At 66.0% G+C, this 22,891-nt stretch carries 20 protein-coding genes, 1 tRNA gene and 1 riboswitch; of the genes, 11 read left to right on the forward strand and 10 right to left on the reverse strand.

Features of this window, described 5'->3' with window-relative positions; translation table 11 throughout:
* Window positions 1–130 precede the first annotated feature (130 nt).
* The 4 genes from IB235_RS03955 to IB235_RS03970 form a co-directional block, all read right to left on the reverse strand.
* Complete coding sequence (locus IB235_RS03955) at window positions 131–2,692, reverse strand: putative PEP-binding protein (protein ID WP_192335678.1); 2,562 nt, start codon at window positions 2,690–2,692, stop codon at window positions 131–133.
* 135 nt (window positions 2,693–2,827) lie between these two features.
* Window positions 2,828–4,885 (reverse strand): glycine--tRNA ligase subunit beta, encoded by a 2,058-nt coding sequence (gene glyS, locus IB235_RS03960; protein WP_192335680.1) that lies wholly within the window; start codon window positions 4,883–4,885, stop codon window positions 2,828–2,830.
* Entirely contained in the window at window positions 4,885–5,355 is a 471-nt protein-coding gene (locus tag IB235_RS03965) for a DUF6446 family protein (protein WP_192335682.1), read from the reverse strand. Before IB235_RS03965 ends, glyS begins: the two co-directional genes overlap by 1 nt.
* Before the next feature lies 1 nt (window position 5,356).
* Entirely contained in the window at window positions 5,357–6,319 is a 963-nt protein-coding gene (locus IB235_RS03970) for a glycine--tRNA ligase subunit alpha (protein WP_192335684.1), read from the reverse strand.
* A gap of 86 nt (window positions 6,320–6,405) precedes the next feature.
* Between IB235_RS03970 and IB235_RS03975 the strand changes: the two genes are divergently transcribed.
* A complete protein-coding gene (locus tag IB235_RS03975) occupies window positions 6,406–7,872 on the forward strand; it encodes a peptidoglycan-binding domain-containing protein (RefSeq protein WP_192335686.1) in 1,467 nt (488 codons plus the stop codon).
* Window positions 7,873–7,875: 3 nt separating this feature from the next.
* Here IB235_RS03975 and IB235_RS03980 read toward each other — a convergent pair whose 3' ends face one another.
* Window positions 7,876–9,324, reverse strand: coding sequence for a TrkH family potassium uptake protein (locus IB235_RS03980; RefSeq protein ID WP_155038298.1), 1,449 nt, complete (start codon window positions 9,322–9,324; stop codon window positions 7,876–7,878).
* A 103-nt stretch (window positions 9,325–9,427) separates the two neighbouring features.
* Between IB235_RS03980 and IB235_RS03985 the strand changes: the two genes are divergently transcribed.
* A tRNA-Gly gene (locus tag IB235_RS03985) sits at window positions 9,428–9,501 on the forward strand.
* A 303-nt stretch (window positions 9,502–9,804) separates the two neighbouring features.
* Here IB235_RS03985 and IB235_RS03990 read toward each other — a convergent pair.
* Genes IB235_RS03990 through IB235_RS04005 form a run of 4 tightly spaced genes read right to left on the reverse strand, consistent with a single transcriptional unit; the run spans window position 9,805 to window position 14,271 of the window.
* Window positions 9,805–10,560, reverse strand: coding sequence for an ABC transporter ATP-binding protein (locus IB235_RS03990; protein WP_192335688.1), 756 nt, complete (start codon window positions 10,558–10,560; stop codon window positions 9,805–9,807).
* Window positions 10,557–11,558 carry an iron ABC transporter permease gene (locus IB235_RS03995; RefSeq protein ID WP_192335690.1) on the reverse strand — a complete coding sequence of 334 codons (1,002 nt, stop codon included), beginning with the start codon at window positions 11,556–11,558 and terminating at the stop codon, window positions 10,557–10,559. Before IB235_RS03995 ends, IB235_RS03990 begins: the two co-directional genes overlap by 4 nt.
* Complete coding sequence (locus IB235_RS04000; protein WP_192335692.1) at window positions 11,555–12,397, reverse strand: ABC transporter substrate-binding protein; 843 nt, start codon at window positions 12,395–12,397, stop codon at window positions 11,555–11,557. Before IB235_RS04000 ends, IB235_RS03995 begins: the two co-directional genes overlap by 4 nt.
* Window positions 12,391–14,271 (reverse strand): TonB-dependent siderophore receptor, encoded by a 1,881-nt coding sequence (locus IB235_RS04005; protein ID WP_192335694.1) that lies wholly within the window; start codon window positions 14,269–14,271, stop codon window positions 12,391–12,393. The genes IB235_RS04000 and IB235_RS04005 overlap by 7 nt, the downstream gene beginning before the upstream one ends.
* Window positions 14,272–14,402: 131 nt before the next feature.
* A riboswitch (cobalamin riboswitch) is annotated at window positions 14,403–14,604 on the reverse strand.
* A gap of 206 nt (window positions 14,605–14,810) precedes the next feature.
* Between IB235_RS04005 and IB235_RS04010 the strand changes: the two genes are divergently transcribed.
* Window positions 14,811–15,782, forward strand: coding sequence for a 5-bromo-4-chloroindolyl phosphate hydrolysis family protein (locus IB235_RS04010; protein WP_192335696.1), 972 nt, complete (start codon window positions 14,811–14,813; stop codon window positions 15,780–15,782).
* Complete coding sequence (truA, locus tag IB235_RS04015) at window positions 15,782–16,570, forward strand: tRNA pseudouridine(38-40) synthase TruA (protein WP_192335698.1); 789 nt, start codon at window positions 15,782–15,784, stop codon at window positions 16,568–16,570. The genes IB235_RS04010 and truA overlap by 1 nt, the downstream gene beginning before the upstream one ends.
* Before the next feature lie 10 nt (window positions 16,571–16,580).
* Here the strand turns inward: truA and IB235_RS04020 are convergent, their stop codons facing one another.
* Complete coding sequence (locus tag IB235_RS04020; RefSeq protein ID WP_370576819.1) at window positions 16,581–17,348, reverse strand: sugar transferase; 768 nt, start codon at window positions 17,346–17,348, stop codon at window positions 16,581–16,583.
* Between the two features lie 202 nt (window positions 17,349–17,550).
* Here IB235_RS04020 and IB235_RS04025 point away from each other — a divergent pair, with 202 nt between their 5' ends.
* The 7 genes from IB235_RS04025 to IB235_RS04055 all read left to right on the forward strand — a co-directional run bounded on the left by IB235_RS04025 (window position 17,551) and on the right by IB235_RS04055 (window position 22,890).
* Entirely contained in the window at window positions 17,551–18,006 is a 456-nt protein-coding gene (locus IB235_RS04025; RefSeq protein WP_155038305.1) for a universal stress protein, read from the forward strand.
* Window positions 18,006–18,617 carry a CPBP family intramembrane glutamic endopeptidase gene (locus IB235_RS04030; protein WP_192335700.1) on the forward strand — a complete coding sequence of 204 codons (612 nt, stop codon included), beginning with the start codon at window positions 18,006–18,008 and terminating at the stop codon, window positions 18,615–18,617. The genes IB235_RS04025 and IB235_RS04030 overlap by 1 nt, the downstream gene beginning before the upstream one ends.
* A 47-nt stretch (window positions 18,618–18,664) precedes the next feature.
* Window positions 18,665–19,219: a NifU family protein gene (locus tag IB235_RS04035; protein WP_155038307.1), complete on the forward strand. Its 555-nt coding sequence runs from the start codon at window positions 18,665–18,667 to the stop codon at window positions 19,217–19,219.
* The gene (tsaB, locus tag IB235_RS04040; RefSeq protein ID WP_192335702.1) at window positions 19,212–19,805 is read left to right on the forward strand and encodes a tRNA (adenosine(37)-N6)-threonylcarbamoyltransferase complex dimerization subunit type 1 TsaB; all 594 of its coding nucleotides are present in this window, start codon (window positions 19,212–19,214) and stop codon (window positions 19,803–19,805) included. Before IB235_RS04035 ends, tsaB begins: the two co-directional genes overlap by 8 nt.
* Window positions 19,802–20,203 carry a ribosomal protein S18-alanine N-acetyltransferase gene (gene rimI, locus IB235_RS04045; protein ID WP_192335704.1) on the forward strand — a complete coding sequence of 134 codons (402 nt, stop codon included), beginning with the start codon at window positions 19,802–19,804 and terminating at the stop codon, window positions 20,201–20,203. The genes tsaB and rimI overlap by 4 nt, the downstream gene beginning before the upstream one ends.
* Before the next feature lie 93 nt (window positions 20,204–20,296).
* Window positions 20,297–21,283: a BMP family protein gene (locus tag IB235_RS04050; RefSeq protein ID WP_192335706.1), complete on the forward strand. Its 987-nt coding sequence runs from the start codon at window positions 20,297–20,299 to the stop codon at window positions 21,281–21,283.
* A complete protein-coding gene (locus tag IB235_RS04055) occupies window positions 21,283–22,890 on the forward strand; it encodes an ABC transporter ATP-binding protein (RefSeq protein ID WP_192335708.1) in 1,608 nt (535 codons plus the stop codon). The genes IB235_RS04050 and IB235_RS04055 overlap by 1 nt, the downstream gene beginning before the upstream one ends.
* Window position 22,891: the final 1 nt, after the last annotated feature.

Raw genomic sequence — 22,891 nt, forward strand, 5'->3', positions numbered from 1 at the left:
AAGAACCGACGGGGTTTGCTACCTGTCCTTTTCGAGAATCGACTTATCCACAGGGATTCAAAGGGTTTTGGCGGAAACCCGCCGAGGCGAAAAACGCCCACAAGCAGATTCCGGCCAAAAGCGAAAACTGTTACGACTTTGCCGCAGGGTCGCTTTCGGCGCTTTCGCGGGCCATCAGGATCGATTCCTGCGCCGCGGCAAGCCGTGCAACGGGCACCCGGAAGGGCGAACAGGACACGTAATTCACCCCGGCGCGCAGGCAGAAGGCGATCGATTCCGGGTTGCCGCCATGCTCGCCGCAGACCGAGATGATGATGCCCGGCGCCTGCGCCCGCGCCCGCTCGGCGCCGATCGCGACCAGCTCACCCACGCCGTCGCGGTCAAGGATATGGAACGGGTCCTCGGCAAAGACGCCCTGCCCGACATAGGTGCCCATGAAACGCCCGGCATCGTCGCGCGACAGGCCATAGGTCATCTGGGTCAGGTCGTTCGTGCCGAAGGACAGGAAGGCCGCATGTTCGGCGATCTCGCCTGCCCGCAAGGCGGCGCGCGGGGTCTCGACCATGACGCCAAGGCGATAGGTGAAATCCTGACGGGTCTCATTGCGGACGGCGGCGGCGACGGCATCGATGCGGGTCTTGACCAGCTCGACCTCGCGCCGGGCGCTGACCAGCGGGATCATGATTTCGGGGACCACCGGCTCGCCATTCTTGCTGGCCTCGATGGTGGCTTCAAAGATGGCGCGGGCCTGCATATCGTAGATCTCGGGGACGGTGATCCCCAGACGCACGCCGCGCATGCCCAGCATCGGGTTGAATTCGGACAGGGCCTCGACCCGGCGGGTGACATCCGACAGCGGCAGGTCCAGTGATTCCGCCAGTTCCCGCATGCCCTCACGGTCATGGGGCAGGAATTCGTGCAAAGGCGGGTCGAACAGGCGGATGGTGACGGGCAAGCCGGCCATGATTTCGAACAGAGAGACGAAATCGCTGCGCTGCATCGGCAGCAGGCGTTCCAGCGACAGGCGGCGATCCTCGGGCTTGTCGGCAAAGATCATCTCGCGCATGGCGGGCAGGCGCTGGTCATCAAAGAACATGTGCTCGGTGCGGCACAGCCCGATGCCCTGCGCGTCGAACATCCGCGCCTTGCGGGCGTCCTCGGGGGTGTCGGCATTGGCGCGGATGCGGATACGGCACAGCGAATCCGCCCATTCCAGAAGCTGGGTGAAGCTGTCATCCAGCGCCGGTTCCAGCATCTCGGCCTCTCCGGCCAGCACCTCGCCCGAGGTGCCGTCGATGGTGATGAGTTCGCCTTCGTGGAAGCTGCGGGTGCCGACCTGCATGGTGCGGGCACGGGTGTCGATGGAAATGCCCGAAGCCCCGACGATGCAGGGCAGGCCGATGCCGCGCGCGATCACCGCCGCATGGCTGGTCATGCCACCGCGTTCGGTCAGGACGGCGACGGCGGCATGCATGCCGCGAATATCCTCGGGGACGGTCTCGCGCCGCACGAGAACGCAACGCTCGCCGCGTGCCTCGGCGGCTTGTGCGGCGGCGGCGGTAAAGACGATCTGCCCGGTCGCGGCGCCGGGACTGGCATTGATGCCCTTGGCGATGATGTCGCGGGGGGCGCGCGGATCGACCTGATAATGCAGCAGGTCGGACAGCGCGCGCGGTTCGACCCGCGTCACGGCTTCCTCGATGGGGATCACGCCGTCATGGGCCAGGGCGACCGCGATCCGGACGCTGGCGCGCGATGAGCGCTGGACGCGCACCGCGTCGATGATCGACAGGTTGCTGTCCGAAATGGCGAATTCGATCTGCATTTCCTCGCGCAGACGTTCGCGGCAGGCGACGCCGTAGCGGACCAGATCGGCAAAGACCTCGGGCGCCGCTTCTTCCAGCGAGGGGCCGCGCGGGTCACGGGTCAGATACAGCGTCTCGGTGCCTTCGCGCTGCGCCCGGCCCTGGGTCTGCCCACGGAAACGGCCAGTGATACCGGGGCCGCCGGTCACGCTGTCGACCAGCTGGATCGAGCCCGAACCGGTCACGCCCGGTCCGATCGCCAGCGCCATGTCCTGCACGATCAACCCCAGCGGCGCCTGCGAGGGCGCGCCCTTGGCCTGTCGCAGCAGGCGCGCCGTCGGTCCATCCCATGCCCGCGCCATCGAACGCAGCACCTCGGCCAGTTGGCGGGCGGGGTCCTGGGGGAATTCCTCATCGGTTTCGGATTCGTATGCCCGCAGCGCCGATTGCAGGTCGCCGCCATTATCCGAGAACATGTCCGGATCAAGCCGCGCGACATGGACCGCGAAGGATTGCACGAAACCCAGATAGATTGCATCGGCCGCAGGCTTGCCGCGCGACTGCACCAGTCGGGCATGGCATTCATTGTTGATGCCGACATTCAGGATCGTGCCGGGACCGCCCCAAGCAGGGTTCGCTGCCGAGGGCCGGACGCTGACCAGACCTTCGGCCCGCTCGATCAGCGCGGCAAGCGCGCCGCGATCGGGCAAATGCCCGGCAGCGATGCCGCGCACCGCCTCGGCCGAAATGGCGAAGCTGGTCGGGACGGGCAGATCCATCCGCACGAGGCGTTGCAGGCATTTCGCCCGCCAGCCGTGGCGCGCGACCTGAATCCCCGCCGTGGGGGTGATTTTGACGATGGCATCGGGATCGGTGAGTGCGGTCATGGTGCCCTCACATTAGGCGTGTGCAGCATTATGCCGCAAGCGCGAAGAAGGTAGCAGAAAGGGGGCTGCCGCCCCCTCGGTTCGGGCCTTGCGGCCCGCACCTTCACCCCTGCGGGTATTTGGAAAACGGTGAAATCAGCCCTCGATCCGGCCGAAATCCGCGATGAGCCGGCCAGCCTCGCGGATACGCGACAGCAGGTTCAGGCGATTACGGCGGACGATCTGGTGGTCCGTGTTGATCTGCACCGCCTCGAAGAAGGCGTCGATCGGGGCGCGCAGGCTGGCCATCGCCGACATCGCTGCCGGGAAGTCCTCGGCCTTGACCGCCGCTCGGATCGCCGGTTCGGCGGTGTCGAGGGCGGCGAAAAGCCCGCGTTCCTGATCGGTCTCGGCAAATTTCGGGTCGGCACCAAAGCTGTATTCGACGCCATCCTTGGATTCCGCCTGCGTGAGGATGTTCGAGGCGCGCTTGAGGCCCTGCAGCAGGTTCGGGCCGTCTTCGGTTTTCAGCACGTCCGAAAGCGCAGTGGCGCGGTTCACCAGCAGCACCAGATCGTCATTGCCCGGCATCGACAGAACCGAGTCGATGATGTCATGGCGGGTGCCTTGGTCGCGCAGATAGACCTTGAGGCGGTCGTGGAAGAAGGCCAGCAGGTCGGCGGCATCCGCGCCCGGATAACCCTTGCCGATGATCTCGGTCAGGTTCACGCGGGCCTTGTTCGTCAGCACCAGCCGGATCACGCCAAGCGCGGCACGGCGCAGGGCGAAGGGGTCTTTCGAGCCGGTGGGCTTTTCGCCGATGGCCCAGAAGCCGGTCAGCGTGTCGAGCTTGTCGGCCAGAGCCACGGCAACCGAAACCGGCGCGGAGGGCACGTCATCCGACGGGCCCAGCGGCGAATAATGGTCGCGGGCGGCATCGGCGACGGCGGCAGGGTAATCGGCGGCCAGCGCGTAATAGCGGCCCATCGTGCCCTGCAGTTCCGGGAATTCGCCGACCATGGCCGAGCGCAGGTCAAGCTTCGCGACCTTTGCCGCCTGCTCTGCCTGATCCGCGTCGGCACCGACCAGCGGCGCGATCTCGCGCGCCAGCGCCGCGATGCGGGCGATACGGTCGGCCTGAGAGCCGAGTTGGCTTTGGAAGGTCACGGATTTCAGGCCCTCGGCCCAATCCGCCATGCCCGTTTTCGCGATCCGCAGGTCGTTATCCCAGAAGAAGGCGGCATCCGACAGGCGGGCAGCCAACACGCGCTGGTTGCCCTTGAGGATGGTTTCGCCGTGGTCCGGGGTCTCGATATTGGCGACGGTGACAAAGCCCTCGATCCGGCCGGTTTTCGGGTTCCGGGCCGAGAAGAACTTCTGATGCTCCTTCATCGAGGTTTGCAGAACCTCGGGCGGCAGGGTCAGGAAGCGGTCCTCGATGGCACCCATCAGCGGCACCGGCCATTCGACCAGCCCCGCGACCTCGGTCAGCAGGCCGTCATCGGGGACGATCTCCCAGCCCCGCGCAAAGGCGAGGTTCGCGGCCTCTTGCCGAATGGCGGCCTCGCGCTCGGACGAATCCAGCATGACGCGGGCGCGGCGGAGTTTCGCGGCATAATCCTCGAAGCTGGACACCGTGATCTCGTCCGGGGCCATGAAGCGGTGGCCACGCGTGGTATTGCCAGCGGTGATGCCCTCGATCTCCAGCGGCACGGTATTCGCGCCTGCCTCATCCGTCAGGATGCAGATGATCGAATGCAGCGGACGCACCCAGCGCAGCGAACCCGCGCCCCAGCGCATGGATTTCGGCCAGGGGAAGTCGCGGATGGTCGCGGTCAGCACCTCGGCCACGATCTCGGCGGCGGGACGGCCCGGCTTCGTCAGAGTGGCGAACCAGACCTGACCCTTCTTGTCGTCGCGGGCTTCCAACTGATCGCGGGTCAGTCCGGTCGAGCGCAGGAAGCCTTCCAGCGCCGCCTCGGGCGCGTCGGTGCGGGGACCTTTGCGTTCTTCGCGGGTGGTCGGGCTTTCGGCGGTCAGGCCCTCGACGGTCAGGGTCAGGCGGCGGGGCGTCGAAAACGCACCGGCCGAGGCATAGGTCAGCCCCGCGCCGACCAGCCCGTCGGTTACCAGTTTCTTCAGGTCTTCACGCGCGCGGGCCTGCATCCGCGCCGGGATTTCTTCCGAGAAAAGCTCGATCAGAAGGTCGGGCATCAGTCCATCACTCCGCGTTCGGGGGTCTTGTCGTTGAATTGGTGCCAGCCATAGGCGCGGCCGTCGGGATAGACGGCGATCACGCGATCCACGTCAGGGCGGATCTCGGGCTGGGACAGATAGGCTTTGGCCACGCCGGATTGCAGATCGGCCCCGATTTGTCCGGCGTCAAAGCAGGAAAACCAGTTCGGGCCGACCAGCGGCGTGGGATTGGCAAAGGGTTCGGCACCCTCGGGCAAGGGTTGGTCTACGCGGAAGCAGCCGCGCCAGCGGATGGGCGAGCTTGAGGCGTCGATCGCCTCAAGCTCGCCAGCCTGCAGCGGGACAGCCTGACCGTTCGCCATGACGGTGATCGTGACACCCGCCGGGTCAAGCTGGTCGTAAAAGCCGTATTCCTGCGCATACCAGACCCCGACGCCCGCAAAGACTGCGGCGCCAAGGATCAGCAGCGCGGGAATGCGGCCGTTCACGTCACGCCCCAGCCGGGAAGGCCGGCAGCGGCGCGCCGGTCGCGGCCGAGGTGGTCACGAACAGGTCGGCGCAGCGCTTCGCCAGCGCGCGCACCCGGCCGATATAGGCCTGACGCTCGGTGACCGAGATCACGCCACGCGCGTCGAGCAGGTTGAACAGATGGCTGGCCTTGATCGCCTGATCATAGGCCGGATGCGCCATCGGGATATTGCGGCCCGCGCTGTCGGTTTCGGCGGCATCAAGGATGCGGGCGCATTCGGCCTCGGCATTCTTGAAATGCGTCAGCAGCATCTCGGTATCGGCCTGCTCGAAGTTCCAGCGGGAATATTCGCGCTCGGCCTGACGGAAGATGTCGCCGTAAGTCATCGGGATCGCGCTGGCGGGATCGTTGAACGGCATGTCCATGACATGCTCGACGCCCAGCACATACATCGCCAGACGCTCCAGACCATAAGTCAGCTCGCCCGAGACCGGGCGGCAATCATGTCCGCCGACCTGCTGGAAATAGGTGAACTGGCTGACTTCCATGCCGTCGCACCAGACCTCCCAGCCAAGGCCCCATGCGCCCAGCGTCGGGCTTTCCCAGTCATCCTCGACGAAGCGGACGTCGTGGATCATCGGATCCAGACCGATCGCCTTGAGCGAACCCAGATACAGATCCTGCAGGTTCGCGGGCGACGGTTTGATGATGACCTGATACTGGTAGTAATGCTGCAGCCGGTTCGGGTTCTCGCCATAGCGGCCATCGGTCGGGCGACGCGAGGGCTGGACATAGGCCGCAGCCCAAGGGCGCGCCCCCAGCGAACGCAGCGTGGTCGCCGGATGGAAAGTGCCCGCGCCAACTTCCATGTCATAGGGTTGCAGCACGGCGCAGCCTTGTGCGGCCCAATAGGACTGCAGGCGCAGGATCACGTCCTGAAAGCAGACGGGTTTCGCCGTCTGATTGTCCTGGGGGCTGGTCATCGCTGCATCCTTTTGCATAACTGGCAAGTAAGGTCAGCCGCCTTCTAGGCAGAGGGCGGCGCAGGGTCAATGAGAGGGAACTGCCCATGCGGCGCTTTGCGTTCATCTTCGGTGCGACTTTGCCGCTTGTCGGCGTCTTGCCCGCACTGGCCGAGGATGTGCTCATCCGTATCGAGGCCAAGCGCGGCACCGAAGTCGCCCGCAACTCGGCCGAGCGCTGGCGTGCCCAGTTCGACGATGTCGTGACCTTCCCGCTGGGCGACGGCTGGACGGGAATCGCGCTGGGGCCGATGCCCCGCGAACAGGCCACCTCGCGCCTGCAGACACTGAAGTCGGACGGCAAGGTTCCCGGCGACAGCTTCATTTCGCCCGCTGCCGGTCGCGATGTCACGCAGGTCGGCGGCCAGCCCGCCGCCGCCGTGCCGACCGCCGCGCTGGAAGCGACCCCCACGCCCGCGGCCCCCGCCGTGCCGGAAGCCGCACCTGCGGTCGGTTCGGCCTCGACCTTCCCCACGGATGCCGCTGCCGCCGCCCCCGTGATCGCCGCCGAACCCATGCCGGAGCCAGCGCCCGTCGAGTATTACCTGCGGATCGAATCCTCTCCCGATCGCGACAAGGCCGAGGAATTGCTGGCCAAACGCCGCGAGACCCTGCCCGAGGCCGGGCTGTGGACCCTGTCCAATGGCCGCTCGGCGGTGGCGATTGGCCCGATGGATGAGGCGACCGGCAAGGCATGGCTTGCCGCCTTCCGCCGCGCCAACGCCGTGCCCAAGGACGCCTTCCTTGCCCCGCTTGCGGACATGGGCGACCCGGCCGTTCCCGGTCACGCCCCCGAACTGGGCGCGCCCCCTGCCGAAGACGCCCCCAAGCCCGAAATGCCCGCGCTTGAGGATATCCAGCGCGCCCTGCGTTGGGCCGGGCATTACGACGGTGCCATCGACGGCAAGGACGGGCCGATGACCCAGACGGCCATCGCCGAGGAAATCGTGCGGCTGCGCGCCTCGCCCGATACCGCGTCTGCGATGCATGAACTCATCCGCCGCCGCGAGGCATGGCGGGCGGAAATGGGCCTGACCGAGCTGCGCGACACCCATACCGGGCTGGCCATGCCTGCACCGATGGACCGGCTGCAATTCGACCGGGCCGAGCGTGCGCTGTCGATCTATGGTCCCAAGGATGGCTCGGGCGCGGCGCTGATCCTGTTCTCGCAGCCCGGCGGTCAGCAAGAGATGCTGGACCTTGCCGGCCTTGTGACCGCGCTTGGCTGGGTTCCGGCCCCGAAGCGCGACGTGCGCAAAGGCAGCGTGACGCTGGACGGCCGCAATCAGACCCATATCAGCCATGCCGAGGGCAAGGTGATCGAGGACCGCGTGCAGGGCTTTGTCCTGATCTGGCCCGCGACCGACCCCGAGGAGCAGCGCCGCATCGCCGCGGAAATCTCGGATAATCTGGGCCGCTTCGCCCCCGCCGCGGGCGAGGCCCTGCCTGAAGCGCCCGCTATTCCGCCCGCCGAAACCGTCAGCGCCGCCCCCGCGACGATCCCCGTCCCCTGACGGTCAGCTGCGCCAGAAGCGCGGCAGGAACAGCACCAGCACGGTCATCAGCTCAAGCCGACCGATATACATGCCCACCGTCATCATCCATTTGGCGGCGGTGGGCAGCTGGTCGACCGCACCATTCGGGCTAAGCTCGGGCCCCCACAGCACACCGACATTCGCGATCGAGGTCCATGCCCCGGTCAGCGCCGTGCGCGGATGCAACCCGGTCATCGCCAGCCCCATGATCAGCAGGCCAAAGGTCAGCATGAACAGGGTAAAGAAGGTCATCACCGAATCGACCACGTCCCGGTCCAGCGGGCGGCCGTCGTAAAGCAGCGGATAGACCCGATGCGGCGATTGCATGCGCTTCAGCTGCGATTTCACCGCCTGAAACAGCACCAGATAGCGGAATACCTTGACCGAACAGGCGGTCGAGCCGGTGCAGCCGCCGATCAGCCCGATCACCACCAGAACGGCAAAGGGGAAATGCCCCCATTGCGTGACATCGGTCGAGGCAAGCCCGGTGCCCGAGAAGGTCGAGACCACGTTGAACACGGTCTCGCGGATGATCGCCTCGGGGTGCTTGGCCTCCAACCAGAGCAGGCGATAGATGACGATCGCGGCGATGGCATAGAAGGTCCAGCGCAGATAGGCCCGGATCTGAACATCCTGCCACAGCGGCTGCGCCGAGCCCCGCACCAGTTGCACCATGCGGATGAACGGGATCGAGGCGAGGATCATGAACACCGCCGCCGCATATTCCAGTGGCCCGACATAGGGCCCGAAACTGGCGTCGTAATTCGAAAAACCGCCGGTCGAACAGGTCGACATGGCCATCACCACCGCATCGAACCCGTTCATGCCCAGCAGGATATAGACGATGGCGCAGATCGCGGTCAGGGCGATGTAAACCCAGGTCATCTCGCGCGCGATGTCAAAGGCGCGGGGCAGGATCTTGCCCAGCGTGTCAAAACCCTCGGATTTGAAGAACTGCATACCGCCGACCTTCATCACCGGCAAAAAGATCATCGCAACGACGATGATCCCCAGACCGCCCGACCAGTTCAGGAAGCCGCGCCACAGGTTGATGCCCTTGGGCAGGTTGTCGAGATCGGGAAATGCGGTGGCGCCGGTCGTGGTCAGGCCCGACATCGCCTCGAAATAGGCGTCGGTGAAGCTGGCATGGGGTTCGCCCACCATGAAGGGCACCGCCCCGGCCGCAGGCAGCACCGCCCAGATCGAGGCGGTCAGCAGAAAGGCCTGTTCCAGCGTCATTGCCGGGTTCTTGTCATGGGTGGCCAGCGTGATCAGCCCGCCCGCCAGCATGGTCAGGATCGCGGCCTCAAGGAAGGATTTCCAATGTGGGTCGCCCGCCCAGTAATCGACGCACATCGGCAGCACCATCGCCGCCCCCAGCGTGATGACCAGTTTGCCGATGGTATTGGCGACGGGGCGAATGTCGATCATGCGAACCTGCTTGCCGCGCGCATCCTGCTGCGTCAAGCATCTGCATCGCCGCGCGTTCAAGTGCTTGCAAGCCCTTTCGCGCTTGCCTATAGAAAGTGGCGATGCGGGTGTAGCTCAATGGTAGAGCAGCAGCCTTCCAAGCTGAATACGTGGGTTCGATTCCCATCACCCGCTCCATCATCACCTTCCGACGAAACGGCTGGCCCTCAGGGTCGCAGAACAATTGCCGCGATGGCGATCAACGCGCCTATTGTCACCGACAGAAGCCATACGAGCATCCGGTTCCGTTGCGTCTTAGCCTGCAGTTTAAGCGTCTCGGCCTGAAGCCTATGTGCTTCGGCCTGATCACTCAGGAATTGCGCGTGCTTCATCTGATCGTCGCTCGGCGGGACCAAGCGGTCTTCGATGTGCCCTCCCCAGGTTTCCCGCGCGGATTAGGCGCGACGCCTGCACCTTATCCGGGCAACCCTGAAGACCAGGTTAATGCGGCTCGGTCACATCCTGCACCTGAAACGACAGACCGTCAGCGGTCTGGGTCATCTGCGCGGTGATGCCAAAGCATTGGGCAAGGTTGCGGGCACTCAGCACCTTGGAGGGCGCACCATCCGCGACGATCCGACCCTGATCCAGCAGCACCAGCCGCGTGCAATGGCGCGCCGCCAGCCCAAGATCGTGCAGCGAAGCGACCACGCCCTTGCCGTCCTTGGCCAAGGCCGCAAACAGCCGCATCACCCGGATCTGCGCCGCGGGGTCCAGACCCGAGATCGGCTCATCGGCCAGCAACAACGGTGTCTCTTGCGCCAAGGCGCGGGCGATCAGGGTGCGGGCCTGCTCGCCTCCGGACAGTCCGGTGGCAGGACGATGGCGCAGCGCCCCCAGATCCAGCGCCGCGATGGCGCGTTCGGTTGCGGCAAGATCCGCAGCGCCTGCCGCATCGGGATGGGCGATCCGCCCCAGCGCCACCAGTGATTCGACCGACATCGGCCATGCGATCTCGCGCCCCTGCGGCATGAAGGCCGCCATGCGGGCGCGCTCATGCGCGGGCATATCCGCCAGCGAGGACCAGCCGCCCGCCGGGATCAGCCCCTGTGCCGCGCGCAGCAGCGTGGTCTTACCCGCACCGTTCCGCCCCAGAAGACCCACGAACTCGCCCGCGCGGATGGTCAGGTCGATACCGTCCAGAACACGGCGGCGGCCCTGATCGCAGGTCAGGCCGGACAGGACCAGCAGCTTCATGCGCCGCTCCTTCGTGTCTTCAGGATCAGGTGCAGGAAGAATGGCGCGCCGATCAGCGCGGTCAGCACCCCCAGCTTCAGATCGCGCGACGGTGCCACCACCCGCACCGCGATATCGGCGGCCAACACCATCGCCGCCCCGCCAAGGGCCGAGGCCGGGATCAAAGCCGAGGGCCGCGCCCCGACCGCGCGGCGCAGGATATGGGGCACGACCAGCCCGACAAAGCCGATCGCCCCCGCAACCGCCGTCGCCCCGCCGATCAACGCAGCCGTCCCGGTAACCAGCACCAGTCGCAACTGTCGCAGGTCGATGCCGCTGGCCGCAGCCGCGTCCTCGCCCAGGGTCAGCGCATCCAGTCCCCGCCCCGTGGTCAGCAGCAGACCCGCACCCACGACCATGAACGGCAGCGCGATCCAGACATGCAGCATCGAGCGGTCGGCCAGCGAACCAAGCATCCAGAAGATGATCTCATTGGCGGCAAAGGGGTTGGGCGAAAGGTTCAGGACCAACGAGGTCGCCGCCCCCGCCAAGGCCGAAATTGCAATGCCCGACAGGATCAGCGCCAGCGCCCCCCCCTGCGGCCCGGCCAGCGCCAAAACCAGCATGACCGAAACCAGCGCCCCGGCCAGCGCTGCCAGCGGCAGGCCCAAGGGGAATGCCGCCGCAATCCCGGTCTGGATCGCCAGCACCGCCCCCAGCGCTGCCGAGGCGCTGGTCCCGATCAGCCCCGGCTCGGCCAAGGGGTTGCGCAGGAAACCCTGCATGACCGCGCCCGACATTCCCAGCGCCGCGCCGACCAGCGCCCCCAGCAGCGCGCGCGGCAGGCGCAATTCGCGCATCACCAGCTGCAGCATCTCGGGGCCGTGGCCAAAGAGCGCGGCAAGGCTTTGCCCGATGCCCAGCCGGGCCGGGCCGATCAGCAACGAGGCAAGGCCCAGCCCCAGCACCAGCAGGATCAGTCCCGCGAACAGCAAGGCGACACGCGGCTGACGGGTCATGGTCCGAATGCTCCGTTCGGGGCGGCGTGACGCAAGGCCCGGATGGCGTCCAGCGCGGCGGGCGTGCCGCAGGACCAGTTGTGATCCTCGATGACGGCATGGGGCTGGCGGGCGACCAGCGCATGCAGGGCGGGATGGTCCAGCAATTCCTCGGCGCGGGCATGGCCGGGATTGCGCGCGCCCAGCACCAGCAGATCGGGATCTGCGATGACCAGTTGCTCCAGCAGGATGTTCCCGCCTTCGGAAATTCCGAAATCGCCGGCGATATTGCGATAGCCCGCCGCCTGCAGAATTGCGCCCGACAGGCTGACCGGCCCGGCGACATAGCCGTTGGCGGCATAGATCGCGGCGCTGGGGGCCGGGCTTTCGAGCGGTCCCAGCGCAGCCAGCCCCTTATCGAAGCGGGTGATGGTGGCCGCAGCCTCGGCCTCGCGCCCCAGAACCCGGCCCATGCGGCGCAGGTTGTCGCGAATGTCCTGCAATTTGGTTTCCGGCGGGAACAATTCAATCGGGACGTTCAGCCGCGACAGCAGCCGCAAGGTGTCGGGCGGCGTGAAGGTCCCGGCAAGGACCAGATCGGGCTGCAGCAGAAACACTTCCTCGGCGCTGCCGCGATTGGCGGGGACATGCGCCGCCTCAGACACCATGGCCGAACTGGCCGGGTCATGCGCCAGATATGAGACCGAGACCAATTGCCCCGGCGCCGCAAGCTGCAGCGCCAACTGGTCCGTGCACAGGTTGATCGAGACGACCCGGCGCGGCGGATCGGCGAAAGCCGCCGCCGCAACCATTGTCAGGCCGCCCGCAAGGCAGGCGGCCATCAGGCGCAAGGCTACCATTTCGCCTCAAGCCCGGCATAGACCGTGCGATCCTGCGAGGCATAACCCCAGACGTCGGAATATTCCTCGTCGAACAGGTTCACCACGCGGGCGGTGGCGCGGACATTCTCGGTCAGGTCATAGCCTCCCGACAGGTTGACGGTGGTATAGTCCGACAGTTCCGCGGTTTCATACATCCCCCAGAACTGGGTGTCGTAGTTCCCCGCGACATGGCGCAGATCGGCGGTGACCCAGCCACGCCCCTCGAACAGGGCCAGCGTCGCCGACAGGCCAAGCTCGTGGCGCGGGCGGCGGATCTCGATCGAGCCGTCGGGATTTTTGGCGTCCAGATAGGTGTAGTTCAGGCCCAGATCCAGGCTGTCGGTGGCCTTGACGCGCGCGGCGATCTCGACCCCTTCGCGCGGACTTTCGCCCTCTTGGTTCACATAGGTCGCGCGCCCATCCGGTGCCCCGCCAAAGACATAGGTCACCTCATCCTCGATCCGCTCGCGGAACCAGGTCACGTCGATGGTGCCGCGGTCGCCGGGCAATTGCGCCTCGACGCCCAGATCGAAGCCGCGATTGGTTTCCGGCTTCAGATAGGGATTGCCGACAGTGAAGCTGTCATTCGAATAAAGCTCGTAATAGGACGGGTTGACCAACCCGCGCCCGCCCGAGGCATGCAGCCGGAACGGACGGTCGGGCACCTGCCATGACAGGCCAAGGTTCCAGCTGGTGAAATCCTCGAAAACCTTGTTGTCGTCGCGACGCAGCCCGGCCTGAATATCCAGACCGTTTTCCAGAAACGCGCGGTATTCCAGCGCGACCGAGGTCATCTCGCGCGTGAAATCCGGGGCCAGCGAGGATTCGTCCTTCTGCTTTTCCACCAGCAGGTTCAGCAGATGGCTGGCATCCGCGACCGCCTGCCCGTCCAAGCCATAGCTGAGACGGTATTTCCATTTCTCGGTCTCGCCACGGGTTTCGGGCGCGCCGGTATCGCTGCTTTTGAACACGCTGTCCTGATATTCCAGCCGCTGGGTCAGGCGACCGTCCAGCATGGAATATTCGCCCCAGGCCGCGCCCTGGAACTCGTTGCGGTCGAAATACAGGCCGCTGTCATCGACGATGTAGCCGTCGGCATCGGTGGCCATGTAATCGGCGCGGTCATAATCGTATTTTTCCTTGGCCCGGCGCAGACTGCCGCCAAGGCGCAGATCGTCCGTCGCCTGATACCAGCCCGACAGGCCGATGGTCTTGCGGTTGATGCCATCCTTTTCGCCGCCATCGCCCGACTGGTCCCAGCCGTGATCGTCCCGCGCCGAGAGGTTCAGCGCGATCCCGCCGCGCTCGCCGTTGTTGCTGACATGGGCCGAGGCGGCGGCCCCGTTCCCGACTTCGACCTTGCCGCCATAATGCAGCCCCGGACCGCCCTTGTCGGTGATGATATTGATCACCCCGGCCGAGGCGTTCGAGCCGTAATAGACCGATTGCGGGCCGCGCAGCACCTCGATGCGCTCGACATTGGCGGTTTCCAGCCCGCTCAGGATATATTCGTCAGCACCACCCGCGGCCTCGATCCCGTCGATCAGGATCAGGGCATGGTCGGCCTCGGAGCCACGGATGCGGACCTGCGTGTAGCTGGCACCGGTGCTGCTGACCGACACGCCGGGCATCGCACGCAGCGCGTCCTGCACGGTGACCAGCCCGCGTTCCTCGATCTCGGTGGCGGTGACGACGCTATAGGCGCGGCCATAGCCGTCGCTAGCCACAGGCAGGAAGCCTGCCGACAGGACCAGCGGGTCCAGGGTGACGGCGGGGGCGGTGTCCTGCGCCAGCGCGAAACCGGGCAGCGATGCTGCGACAAGGGCGAGATAAGAGCTTCGGTTGAGGATCATGTCCGGGGCCTTTCCTGCGCAGGCAAGCCTGCAAGTCTTGGGTAGGTTGCGGGATGGGCCGGTCATGGCGCCTCCGCAGATGGGTGAGGTTCACCGCTGCGGATGGCCGCTTCCCGGACGCGCCCCGCGCCGGAAATGGGTGATGCCTCGGCAGGTCTCCTGGCTTGCGGGTCATCGCTTGGGCCGACCTTCCCGGAACCGGTGTTCCAGTGGCGCATATGGCCCTTGCTCGCCGCTTACAGTTGCGGGGGCAGCCGCGGATTTGCCCTTGCAGGCGCACCGCATTCCCTTTTCATCCGGTGCAGGACCGGAACCGTGGCTGACTGCCTGTTCGCGCAGGACGGCGGGTCCTGTCAAGCGGACTGACGGGTCCTGCCCTTTCTTTCGCGGTGCTGTGGCCCTATATCCAGCGGGAAACCCGTCCGGCCCAGCATGAAAGGAAGCAGATGTCCCGGAAAGCGACGAAACGCCTGTCCTTCTTTCTGTTGATGGGGCTGACGCTTTACGCGTCCTTCGTGGGCGCAGGCTGAGGGCGGATCATGACCAAACGTTTCGGAGGCCGCTTCTCGCCCCTTGGTCGGGGTCAGGATGCGCAGAATGCGGCGATGACCGGCACCCGTCCGGTGCCGCGCCCGGTTCATCACCCGTTGGAATCGCGCACGCGCTGGATCACCTTCATGGCGGTCCCCTTCCTGATCAGCGCCTTCTGGCAGGGGCCGTTCGGGCTGGTCATGCATCTGCTGGCCTTTGGCGGCGTGGCCGCGGGCATGTTCCTGACCCGCGAGGGTCTGCAGGCCGAGGCCGAATATGACGCCCGCCGCGTCGCGCGCCGCCCCGCCATTCCGCGCAAGCTGTTCGGCGGCATCCTGACCGGGCTTGGCCTTGCGCTGGGGTCCTATGTGCCGGGGGCCGAACTGGGTGCCGGCATCATCGGCGTCGCAGGCGCTGTGCTGCACTGGCTGTCCTTCGGCACCGATCCGATGCGCGACAAGGGCATGGAGGGCATCGACAGCTTCCAGCAGGACCGCGCCGCCCGCATTATCAGTGAGGGCGAGGCCCATCTGAAGGCCATGCAGGACGCCATCCTGCGCACCGGCGACCGCCGTCTGGAAGCCCGCGTCGGCATGTTCGCCGCCACCGCGCGCGAGCTGTTCGCCCGCATCGAGCAGGACCCCGGCGATATCGCCGCCACCCGTCGCTATCTGGGCGTCTATTTGCAGGGCGCGCGGGACGCGACGGTCAAATTCTCGGACCTGTACGTGCAGACCCATGACGCCCGCGCCCGTCAGGATTATGAAACTCTGCTGAACGATCTGGAAAGCCAGTTCGCCGCCCAGACCCGCAAGCTGGTCGAGGGTGGCCGCACCGATCTGGACATCGAGATCGGCGTGCTGCGCGACCGTCTGGCGCGCGAAGGTATCCTGCGCCCCGCCGCCCCGCCCGAGCTGGAAACGCCGATGACCATGGATGATCTGCTGATCCCCCGCGAAAGCGAAAAGCAGCGCCGCTGATGCCTCGCTATGCCCTGTTGATCGAATATGACGGCACGCCCTTTGCCGGCTGGCAGGCGCAGGCCGACCAGCCCAGCGTGCAGGGTGCCATCGAAACCGCCTTGGCGCGGCTGGATGCCGGTTTCGCGGCAGGCGCCCGCATCGCCGCCGCCGGACGTACCGATGCCGGGGTGCATGGAACCGGACAGGTCGCCCATGCCGATCTGCAGCGCGACTGGGACCCGTTCCGCCTGTCCGAGGCGCTGAACTGGCACCTGAAGCCCGCCCCCGTCGCCATTCTGGCCGCCGTCCGCGTCGAGGATGATTTCCACGCCCGGTTTTCAGCCCATGAGCGGCGCTATATCTTTCGCCTGACCTCGCGCCGCGCGCCCGTGACCCATGACCGGGGCCGGGTCTGGCAGGTGCTGAACCCGCTGGACGCCGATGCCATGCGGCAGGGTGCGGCGCATCTGATCGGCCTGCATGATTTCACCACCTTCCGCTCGACCATGTGCCAGTCGAACAGCCCGGTGAAAACGCTGGACGAGATCCGCATCGAGGAGCATCAGATCCCGCAGGGCCGCGAATATCGCTTCTACCTGCGGGCCCGGTCCTTCCTGCACAATCAGGTCCGCTCGATCGTCGGCACGCTGGAACGCGTCGGCGCGGGATCGTGGTCGCCCGACCGCGTGGCGGATGCGCTGGCGGCACGTGACCGTGCGTCATGTGGGCCGGTCTGCCCGCCTCAGGGGCTGTATCTGTCGGGGGTGGGCTATCCGCAGGACCCGTTCGGGATCGACCGCGCTTAACCCCAGAGAATCACTCGGCCGGCATCTGGTTTTTGACTCGTGCCCGTTTTTTCGACGGGGCAACCTGATCCGAGGGCAGCCGACGACGGCCCCGACCCTGCCAGTTCGGGACCAGCACCGTCATCACCGTATGCCAGATGATCCACAGATCCACGCGCAGGCTGCGGCGACGCTGGTAGATCAGGTCCAGCCGCAGCTTGGTCGGCAGGCAGCGCCGGTAATAGGCGGCCTCGGTCGCTTCGGCGGTCTTGCAGCGCGCCATGATGCGGTCTTCATGCGCGTGATAGATCATCGTCGCAAGGCCGGTGACACCGGGCCGATTGCTCAGCACCTGATTATACAGCGCCGGGAAACGCTCGACATATTCGGGCAGCGGCGGGCGCGGGCCGACAAAGCTCATATCGCCGCGCAAGATATTGAAAAGCTGAGGTAATTCATCCAACCGCGAGCGACGCAGGAAGCGACCGACGCGGGTGATCCGCCAATGCTTATGCGCCCCGGTTGCGCCGAAATCATCCGCCTCAAGCAGCATGGTGCGGAACTTGAGCAGGTTGAATTTCTCGCCCGGCGCACGCATCCGCGGCGCGACGTAGAACAGCGGGCGTCCCTGACTGACCAGCAGCACGATCGCCACCGCGAGGATCACCACGGAAAGCGGCACAAGCAGCAGGATCGCAAAGAAAATATCGAAGGCGCGCTTGCCGAAGGTCATGCCAACGCGGCATCCCTGACCTTCTTCGGCAATCCATGACAGGTCTACGCCCGATGGCGTATCCACGGAACGGTCATGACGTCTGCCCCAATCGTGATGAATTGTCACAGCGCGGTCCCGTGTAAGTGGTCAGCTCGTTAACGTTTGTGCCTTAACATAGGGCATCCAAATTGAAAATGCGCGCAAGGGTGAAAGCGCGACAGACTTGCGTGAGCGTGTCCTTTCGGCCAGTCTTTGCCAATCTGCAGGCCAGACGGACGGGACGAAGATGCGGAAATTCCTGGTTTTTCTGGACGATTCGCGGGAATGCCTGAACGCGATCCGCTTTGCGGCGATGCGCGCCGCGAAAACGGGCGGCGCAGTTCAGGTGCTGGCGGTGATTCCCGCCTCTGAGATTCAGCACGGAATGGGCGTCGCCGAGGTCATGCGCGCAGAGGCTTACGAGCGAATCCGTGCCCATTTCGAGGTCTTCGCCAAATGGATGCGCGACCGTCCGGGGGTCGAGCCGGAACTGATCGTGCGCGAGGGTGAGCCGGGCAACGAACTGCTGGCCCAGTTGAACGACGACCCCGAGATCGGCGTCATCGTCCTGGCCGCCTCGGTCGAAAGCACCGGACCGGGACCGCTGATTACCCGCCTCATGCGCGAGATGGCGACCCTGCCCTGCCCGATCACCATCGTGCCCGGCGACATCTCTCGGGAACGGCTGGAACAGATCACCTGATGGATCGCGGGCTGGCGCTGGCGGCGCTGGCTGCCATCCCGGCACTGGCGGCGCTGTTTTACGGGCTGGCTCAAGGCGGGATGCGCCCGCTGACCGCCTGCCTTGTCGGGCTTTGCGCATATTGGCTGCTTTTGCTGGCGGCGCTGCATAGGCGCCGGGATTGGTCCTTGCACCTGCGCTGGCCGGGCTGGCGCGCCGCGTTGCCGCTGGCGGCCTTGACCGCCAGCGCGGCCATCTTCGGCGGATCGGCGATCCCGCAGCTTTCGCCGCATGTGCTGGCAACCGTGCTGATCGCGGCCTGCATCAATGGCACGCTTGAGGAAGCCTTTTGGCGTGGCGCGCTAGTTCCACGTGCCCGTTGGCAGGCGGCCGTACCCGCCGTCGGGCTGTTCACGCTGTGGCATCTGGCCCCTGCCGCCGCCATGGCCGCGCTGGATGCCAAGGGCGGGGTGCCGGGTCTGCTGATCGCTGCGGCGCTGCTGGGCATTTGCGCAATGGCGACGCGGCTGGCCTCGGGCAGCGCCGGCTTTGCGGCGCTCTGCCATGTGGCCATCAACATCTGCACCTTTGCAGTGCTGGCCGCGACAAATGGAAGCGCGCGTTTTCCTTGACTCATACCCCCCTCAATCCCCATATCGCGCATCAAAGGAGCGCGCCCATGTTCATCCAGACCGAAACCACCCCGAACCCTGCCACGCTGAAGTTCCTGCCCGGCGAAACCGTTCTGGGAACCGGCACCGCCGACTTCCCCGAGGCCGAGGCCGCCGCGCCCAGCCCGCTGGCCCGCCGCATCTTTGCCGTGCCCGGCGTTGCTGGCGTCTTCCTCGGCTCGGATTTCGTGACCGTGACCAAGGCCGATGGTGCCGTATGGGACCATCTGAAGCCTTCGGTTCTGGGCGCGATCATGGAGCATTTCCAGTCCGGCGCCCCGGTCATGGAAGGCGCTGCGACCAGCGGCCATAACGATCAGGACGGCCCCGATGCCGACATCGTCACCCAGATCAAGGAATTGCTGGACACCCGCGTCCGCCCCGCCGTGGCGCAGGATGGTGGCGACATCACCTTTCACGGCTTCGACCGCGGCGTCGTCTACCTGCACATGCAAGGCGCATGCGCGGGCTGCCCGTCCTCGACCCTGACCCTGAAGATGGGCATCGAGAACCTGCTGCGCCATTACATCCCCGAGGTGACCGAGGTTCGTCCCGTTGCCTGAGGCACTGTCTCTGGGCTTTGACACATCGGCCGCGCATTGCGCGGCCGCTTTATTGCAAGGCGGGCGCGTGCTGGCCCATCGTCATGAGGACATGGCCAAGGGGCAGGCCGAACGGCTGTTCCCCCTGCTGGCCGAGGTGATCGCCGAAGGCGGCGTGGATTGGCACGACCTGTCGGTGATCGGCGTCGGCACCGGGCCGGGGAATTTCACCGGCATCCGCATCGCTGTCGCCGCCGCGCGTGGCCTTGCTTTGTCGCTGGGCATTCCCGCCGTGGGCGTCGGCGTGACCGAGGCTTTGGCGCTGGACCTGCCCCGCCCCTGCCGCGTCGCCATCCCCGCCCGCGCGGGCGAGGTGATCTGGCAGGATTTCGGCACCGGGCACGACACCCGCGCCGATCAGGGCGTGCTGCATGCCCTGCCCCCCGGCCCGCCGGTTCTGGACCCTGTCCATCCCCTTGCCGTGGCCATCGCCCGGATCGCGCAGGACCGCCGCGCGCAGCCCGACCTGCCCCGGCCTGCCCCGATCTACCTGCGCCCGGCCGATGCAGCCCCTGCCCGCGACCGCGGACCCGTCATCCTGACATGACCTCGGATTTCCTTGCCGATTTGCATCTGCGCTGTTTTCGCGCACATCCCCGGCCATGGTCGGCGGCCGAGATCGAGGATCTGCTGTCCAGCCAGCTGAATTTCCTGCTGCATCGCCCGCAGGGTTTCCTGATCGGCCGCACCGTCGCCGATGAGGCCGAGTTGCTGACCGTCGCCGTCTCGCCCAACGCGCGGCGTCAGGGCGTGGCCCGCGACCTGCTGGCCGAGTTCAGCGACACCGCGCGCGGACGCGGCGCGGTCGAGGCCTTTCTTGAGGTCGCCTCGGACAATGATGCGGCACGTGCGCTTTACCTGTCGGATGGCTGGGCAAATGTCGGATTGCGGCGGAATTATTATGCACCCGGCATCGATGCGGTCCTGATGCGCCGCGCGCTTTAGCCACGTCAGATGCCTGTTGACGCATGGCGGCCCATGCGCGCTAATCCATCCATAACCGGGCAGGAACGCCCGCAAAAAGCTTGAGGTTTTGGAATGTCCCTGATGAAGTCGCTGCTGGCCGGTGCCAGCCTGTCCCTTCTGCCGCTGGTCGCCATGGCCGATCCGGCGCTGATCTTCGACCTGGGCGGCAAGTTCGACAAGTCCTTCAACGAGGCCGCCTTCAACGGCGCCGAGAAGTGGAAGGCCGAAACCGGCGGCAGCTACAAGGAACTGGAAATGCAGTCCGAGGCGCAGCGCGAACAGGCGCTTCGCCGTCTGGCCGAGACCGGCGCCAACCCGATCGTGATGACCGGTTTTGCCTTTGGCGAGGTGCTCAATCAGGTCGCGCCCGACTATCCGGACACCAAATTCGTCATCATCGACATGGTGGTCGAGCAGCCGAACGTGCAATCGGTCGTCTTCACCGAGGAGCAGGGCTCGTATCTGGCGGGCGTGATGGCGGCGAAAGCCTCGAAATCGGGCACGGTCGGCTTCATCGGCGGCATGGACATTCCGCTGATCCACAAGTTCGAATGCGGCTATGCCCAAGGCTTCAAGGCCGCCAATCCCGAAGGCAAGGTCATCATCAACTATACCGGCACGACCCCTGCCGCGTGGAACGATCCGGTGAAGGGGGGCGAGCTGGTCAAGGCCCAGATCTCGCAAGGGGCTGACGTGATCTATGCGGCAGCGGGCGGCACCGGGATCGGCGTGCTGCAGGCGGCGGCCGATGCCAATATCCTGTCGATCGGTGTCGACAGCAACCAGAACCACCTGCATCCGGGCAAGATCCTGACCTCGATGGTCAAGGGCGTCGACAATTCCGTCTATGACGCCTTCAAGGCCGGGACCGAAGTGCAGCCGGGGATCAAGGTCATGGATCTGGCCTCGGGCGGGGTGTCGGTCGCGCTGGACGACAACAACAAGCCGCTGATCACCGAGGACATGACCGCAGCCGTCGATGCCGCCACCAAGGGCATCACCGGCGGCGAGATCAAGGTTCATGATTACATGACCGACAACACCTGCCCGGTGCAGTAATGACGGCGCGGCCCGAAGCCGTGAACGGGGCCCCCGCGATCGAATTGCGGGGGATCTCGAAGGCCTTCGGGCCGGTGCAGGCGAACAAGAACATCGACCTGATCGTGCCTCGCGGCACGATCCACGGCATCATTGGCGAGAACGGGGCCGGGAAATCGACGCTGATGTCGATCCTCTACGGCTTCTATCGCCCCGATGCCGGCGAAATCCTGATCGGCGGCGGGCCGATCACCATCCATGACAGCCAGACCGCGATCCGCGCTGGCATCGGCATGGTCTTTCAACATTTCAAGCTGGTCCAGAACTTCACCGTGCTGGAAAACGTCATCCTTGGCGCCGAGGACGGTCGTCTGCTGCGCCCGTCCTTGGCGCGCGCGCGGGGCGAGCTGAAACGTCTGGCCTCCGAATACGAATTGCAGGTCGATCCCGACGCGATGATCGAGGATCTGTCGGTCGGCCATCAGCAGCGGGTCGAAATCCTCAAGGCGCTTTACCGTCAGGCCGATATCCTGATCCTTGACGAGCCGACCGGCGTGCTGACGCCCGCCGAGGCCGATCACCTGTTCCGCATCCTGCGCGGGCTGCGCGATGAGGGCAAAACCATCATCCTGATCACGCACAAGCTGCGCGAGATCATGGAGATCACCGACAATGTCAGCGTCATGCGACGCGGCGAGATGGTGGCCTCGGTCAAGACCTCGGAAACCAGCCCCAGCCAGCTGGCTGAGCTGATGGTGGGGCGCAAGGTCCTGCTGCGGGTCGAAAAGGCCCCGGCCACGCCCGGCGCGCCGGTGCTGGAGGTGCGCGGCTTGCGCATGGTCGATGCCGCGGGTGTCGAACGGCTGCGCGGCATCGATCTGGACATCCGCGCGGGCGAGGTTCTGGGCATCGCGGGCGTCGCCGGGAACGGTCAAAGCCAGCTTCTGGAAATCCTTGGCGGCTACCCCGAAAAGGGCGCAAGGCTGGAAGGCGAGATCCGGCTGAAGGGTGCGGCGCTGCCGCTGACCGGATCGGATGCGCGGGCGCGGCGCGAAGCTGGCGTGGGTCACGTTCCCGAAGATCGCCAGGTCGAGGGGCTGATCATGGATTTCAGCGCCTGGGAAAACGTGGCCTTCGGCTATCACGATGCGCCCGAATTCCAGAATGGCTGGCTGATGAATCAGGCCGCGATCCGCGCCGATGCGAGTGCCAAAATCGAGCGTTTCGACGTGCGCCCCCCGAACCCCGAGCTTGCGGCCAAGAATTTCTCGGGCGGGAACCAGCAAAAGATCGTCGTCGCCCGCGAGGTCGAGCGCAATCCCGACCTGCTGCTGATCGGCCAGCCGACGCGCGGCGTCGATATCGGTGCGATCGAGTTCATCCACAAGCGCATCATCGCCCTGCGCGATGCGGGCAAGGCGGTGCTGCTGGTCTCGGTCGAGCTGGACGAGATTTTGGCGCTGTCGGACCGGATCGCCGTCATGTTCGACGGCCGCATCATGGGCGAGCGCCTGCCCGATCAGGCGACCACCGCTGATCTGGGCTGCCTGATGGCCGGTGTCGAGCCGGGCACACCGCCCGAGCAGGCGATCCCGCCCGCGATGGGTCCTGCGGGGGTCGCGGGATGAG

It is taken from the genome of Paracoccus sp. PAR01, from assembly GCF_014851995.1.
In the GTDB taxonomy this organism is placed as follows: domain Bacteria; phylum Pseudomonadota; class Alphaproteobacteria; order Rhodobacterales; family Rhodobacteraceae; genus Paracoccus; species Paracoccus litorisediminis.

Excerpts from the sequence above, each read along its gene's own strand:
- IB235_RS03955 (WP_192335678.1), bottom strand. The coding sequence starts at position 2,692 with ATGACCGCACTCACCGATCCCGATGCCATCGTCAAAATCACCCCCACG.
- IB235_RS04050 (WP_192335706.1), top strand. The coding sequence starts at position 20,297 with ATGTCCCTGATGAAGTCGCTGCTGGCCGGTGCCAGCCTGTCCCTTCTG.
- IB235_RS04005 (WP_192335694.1), bottom strand. The coding sequence starts at position 14,271 with ATGATCCTCAACCGAAGCTCTTATCTCGCCCTTGTCGCAGCATCGCTG.
- IB235_RS03970 (WP_192335684.1), bottom strand. The coding sequence starts at position 6,319 with ATGACCAGCCCCCAGGACAATCAGACGGCGAAACCCGTCTGCTTTCAG.
- IB235_RS03990 (WP_192335688.1), bottom strand. The coding sequence starts at position 10,560 with ATGAAGCTGCTGGTCCTGTCCGGCCTGACCTGCGATCAGGGCCGCCGC.
- rimI (WP_192335704.1), top strand. The coding sequence starts at position 19,802 with ATGACCTCGGATTTCCTTGCCGATTTGCATCTGCGCTGTTTTCGCGCA.
- IB235_RS04000 (WP_192335692.1), bottom strand. The coding sequence starts at position 12,397 with ATGGTAGCCTTGCGCCTGATGGCCGCCTGCCTTGCGGGCGGCCTGACA.
- IB235_RS04030 (WP_192335700.1), top strand. The coding sequence starts at position 18,006 with ATGGATCGCGGGCTGGCGCTGGCGGCGCTGGCTGCCATCCCGGCACTG.
- IB235_RS04055 (WP_192335708.1), top strand. The coding sequence starts at position 21,283 with ATGACGGCGCGGCCCGAAGCCGTGAACGGGGCCCCCGCGATCGAATTG.
- IB235_RS04010 (WP_192335696.1), top strand. The coding sequence starts at position 14,811 with ATGACCAAACGTTTCGGAGGCCGCTTCTCGCCCCTTGGTCGGGGTCAG.
- glyS (WP_192335680.1), bottom strand. The coding sequence starts at position 4,885 with ATGCCCGACCTTCTGATCGAGCTTTTCTCGGAAGAAATCCCGGCGCGG.
- truA (WP_192335698.1), top strand. The coding sequence starts at position 15,782 with ATGCCTCGCTATGCCCTGTTGATCGAATATGACGGCACGCCCTTTGCC.
- IB235_RS04025 (WP_155038305.1), top strand. The coding sequence starts at position 17,551 with ATGCGGAAATTCCTGGTTTTTCTGGACGATTCGCGGGAATGCCTGAAC.
- IB235_RS04035 (WP_155038307.1), top strand. The coding sequence starts at position 18,665 with ATGTTCATCCAGACCGAAACCACCCCGAACCCTGCCACGCTGAAGTTC.
- IB235_RS03995 (WP_192335690.1), bottom strand. The coding sequence starts at position 11,558 with ATGACCCGTCAGCCGCGTGTCGCCTTGCTGTTCGCGGGACTGATCCTG.
- IB235_RS03975 (WP_192335686.1), top strand. The coding sequence starts at position 6,406 with ATGCGGCGCTTTGCGTTCATCTTCGGTGCGACTTTGCCGCTTGTCGGC.
- IB235_RS03980 (WP_155038298.1), bottom strand. The coding sequence starts at position 9,324 with ATGATCGACATTCGCCCCGTCGCCAATACCATCGGCAAACTGGTCATC.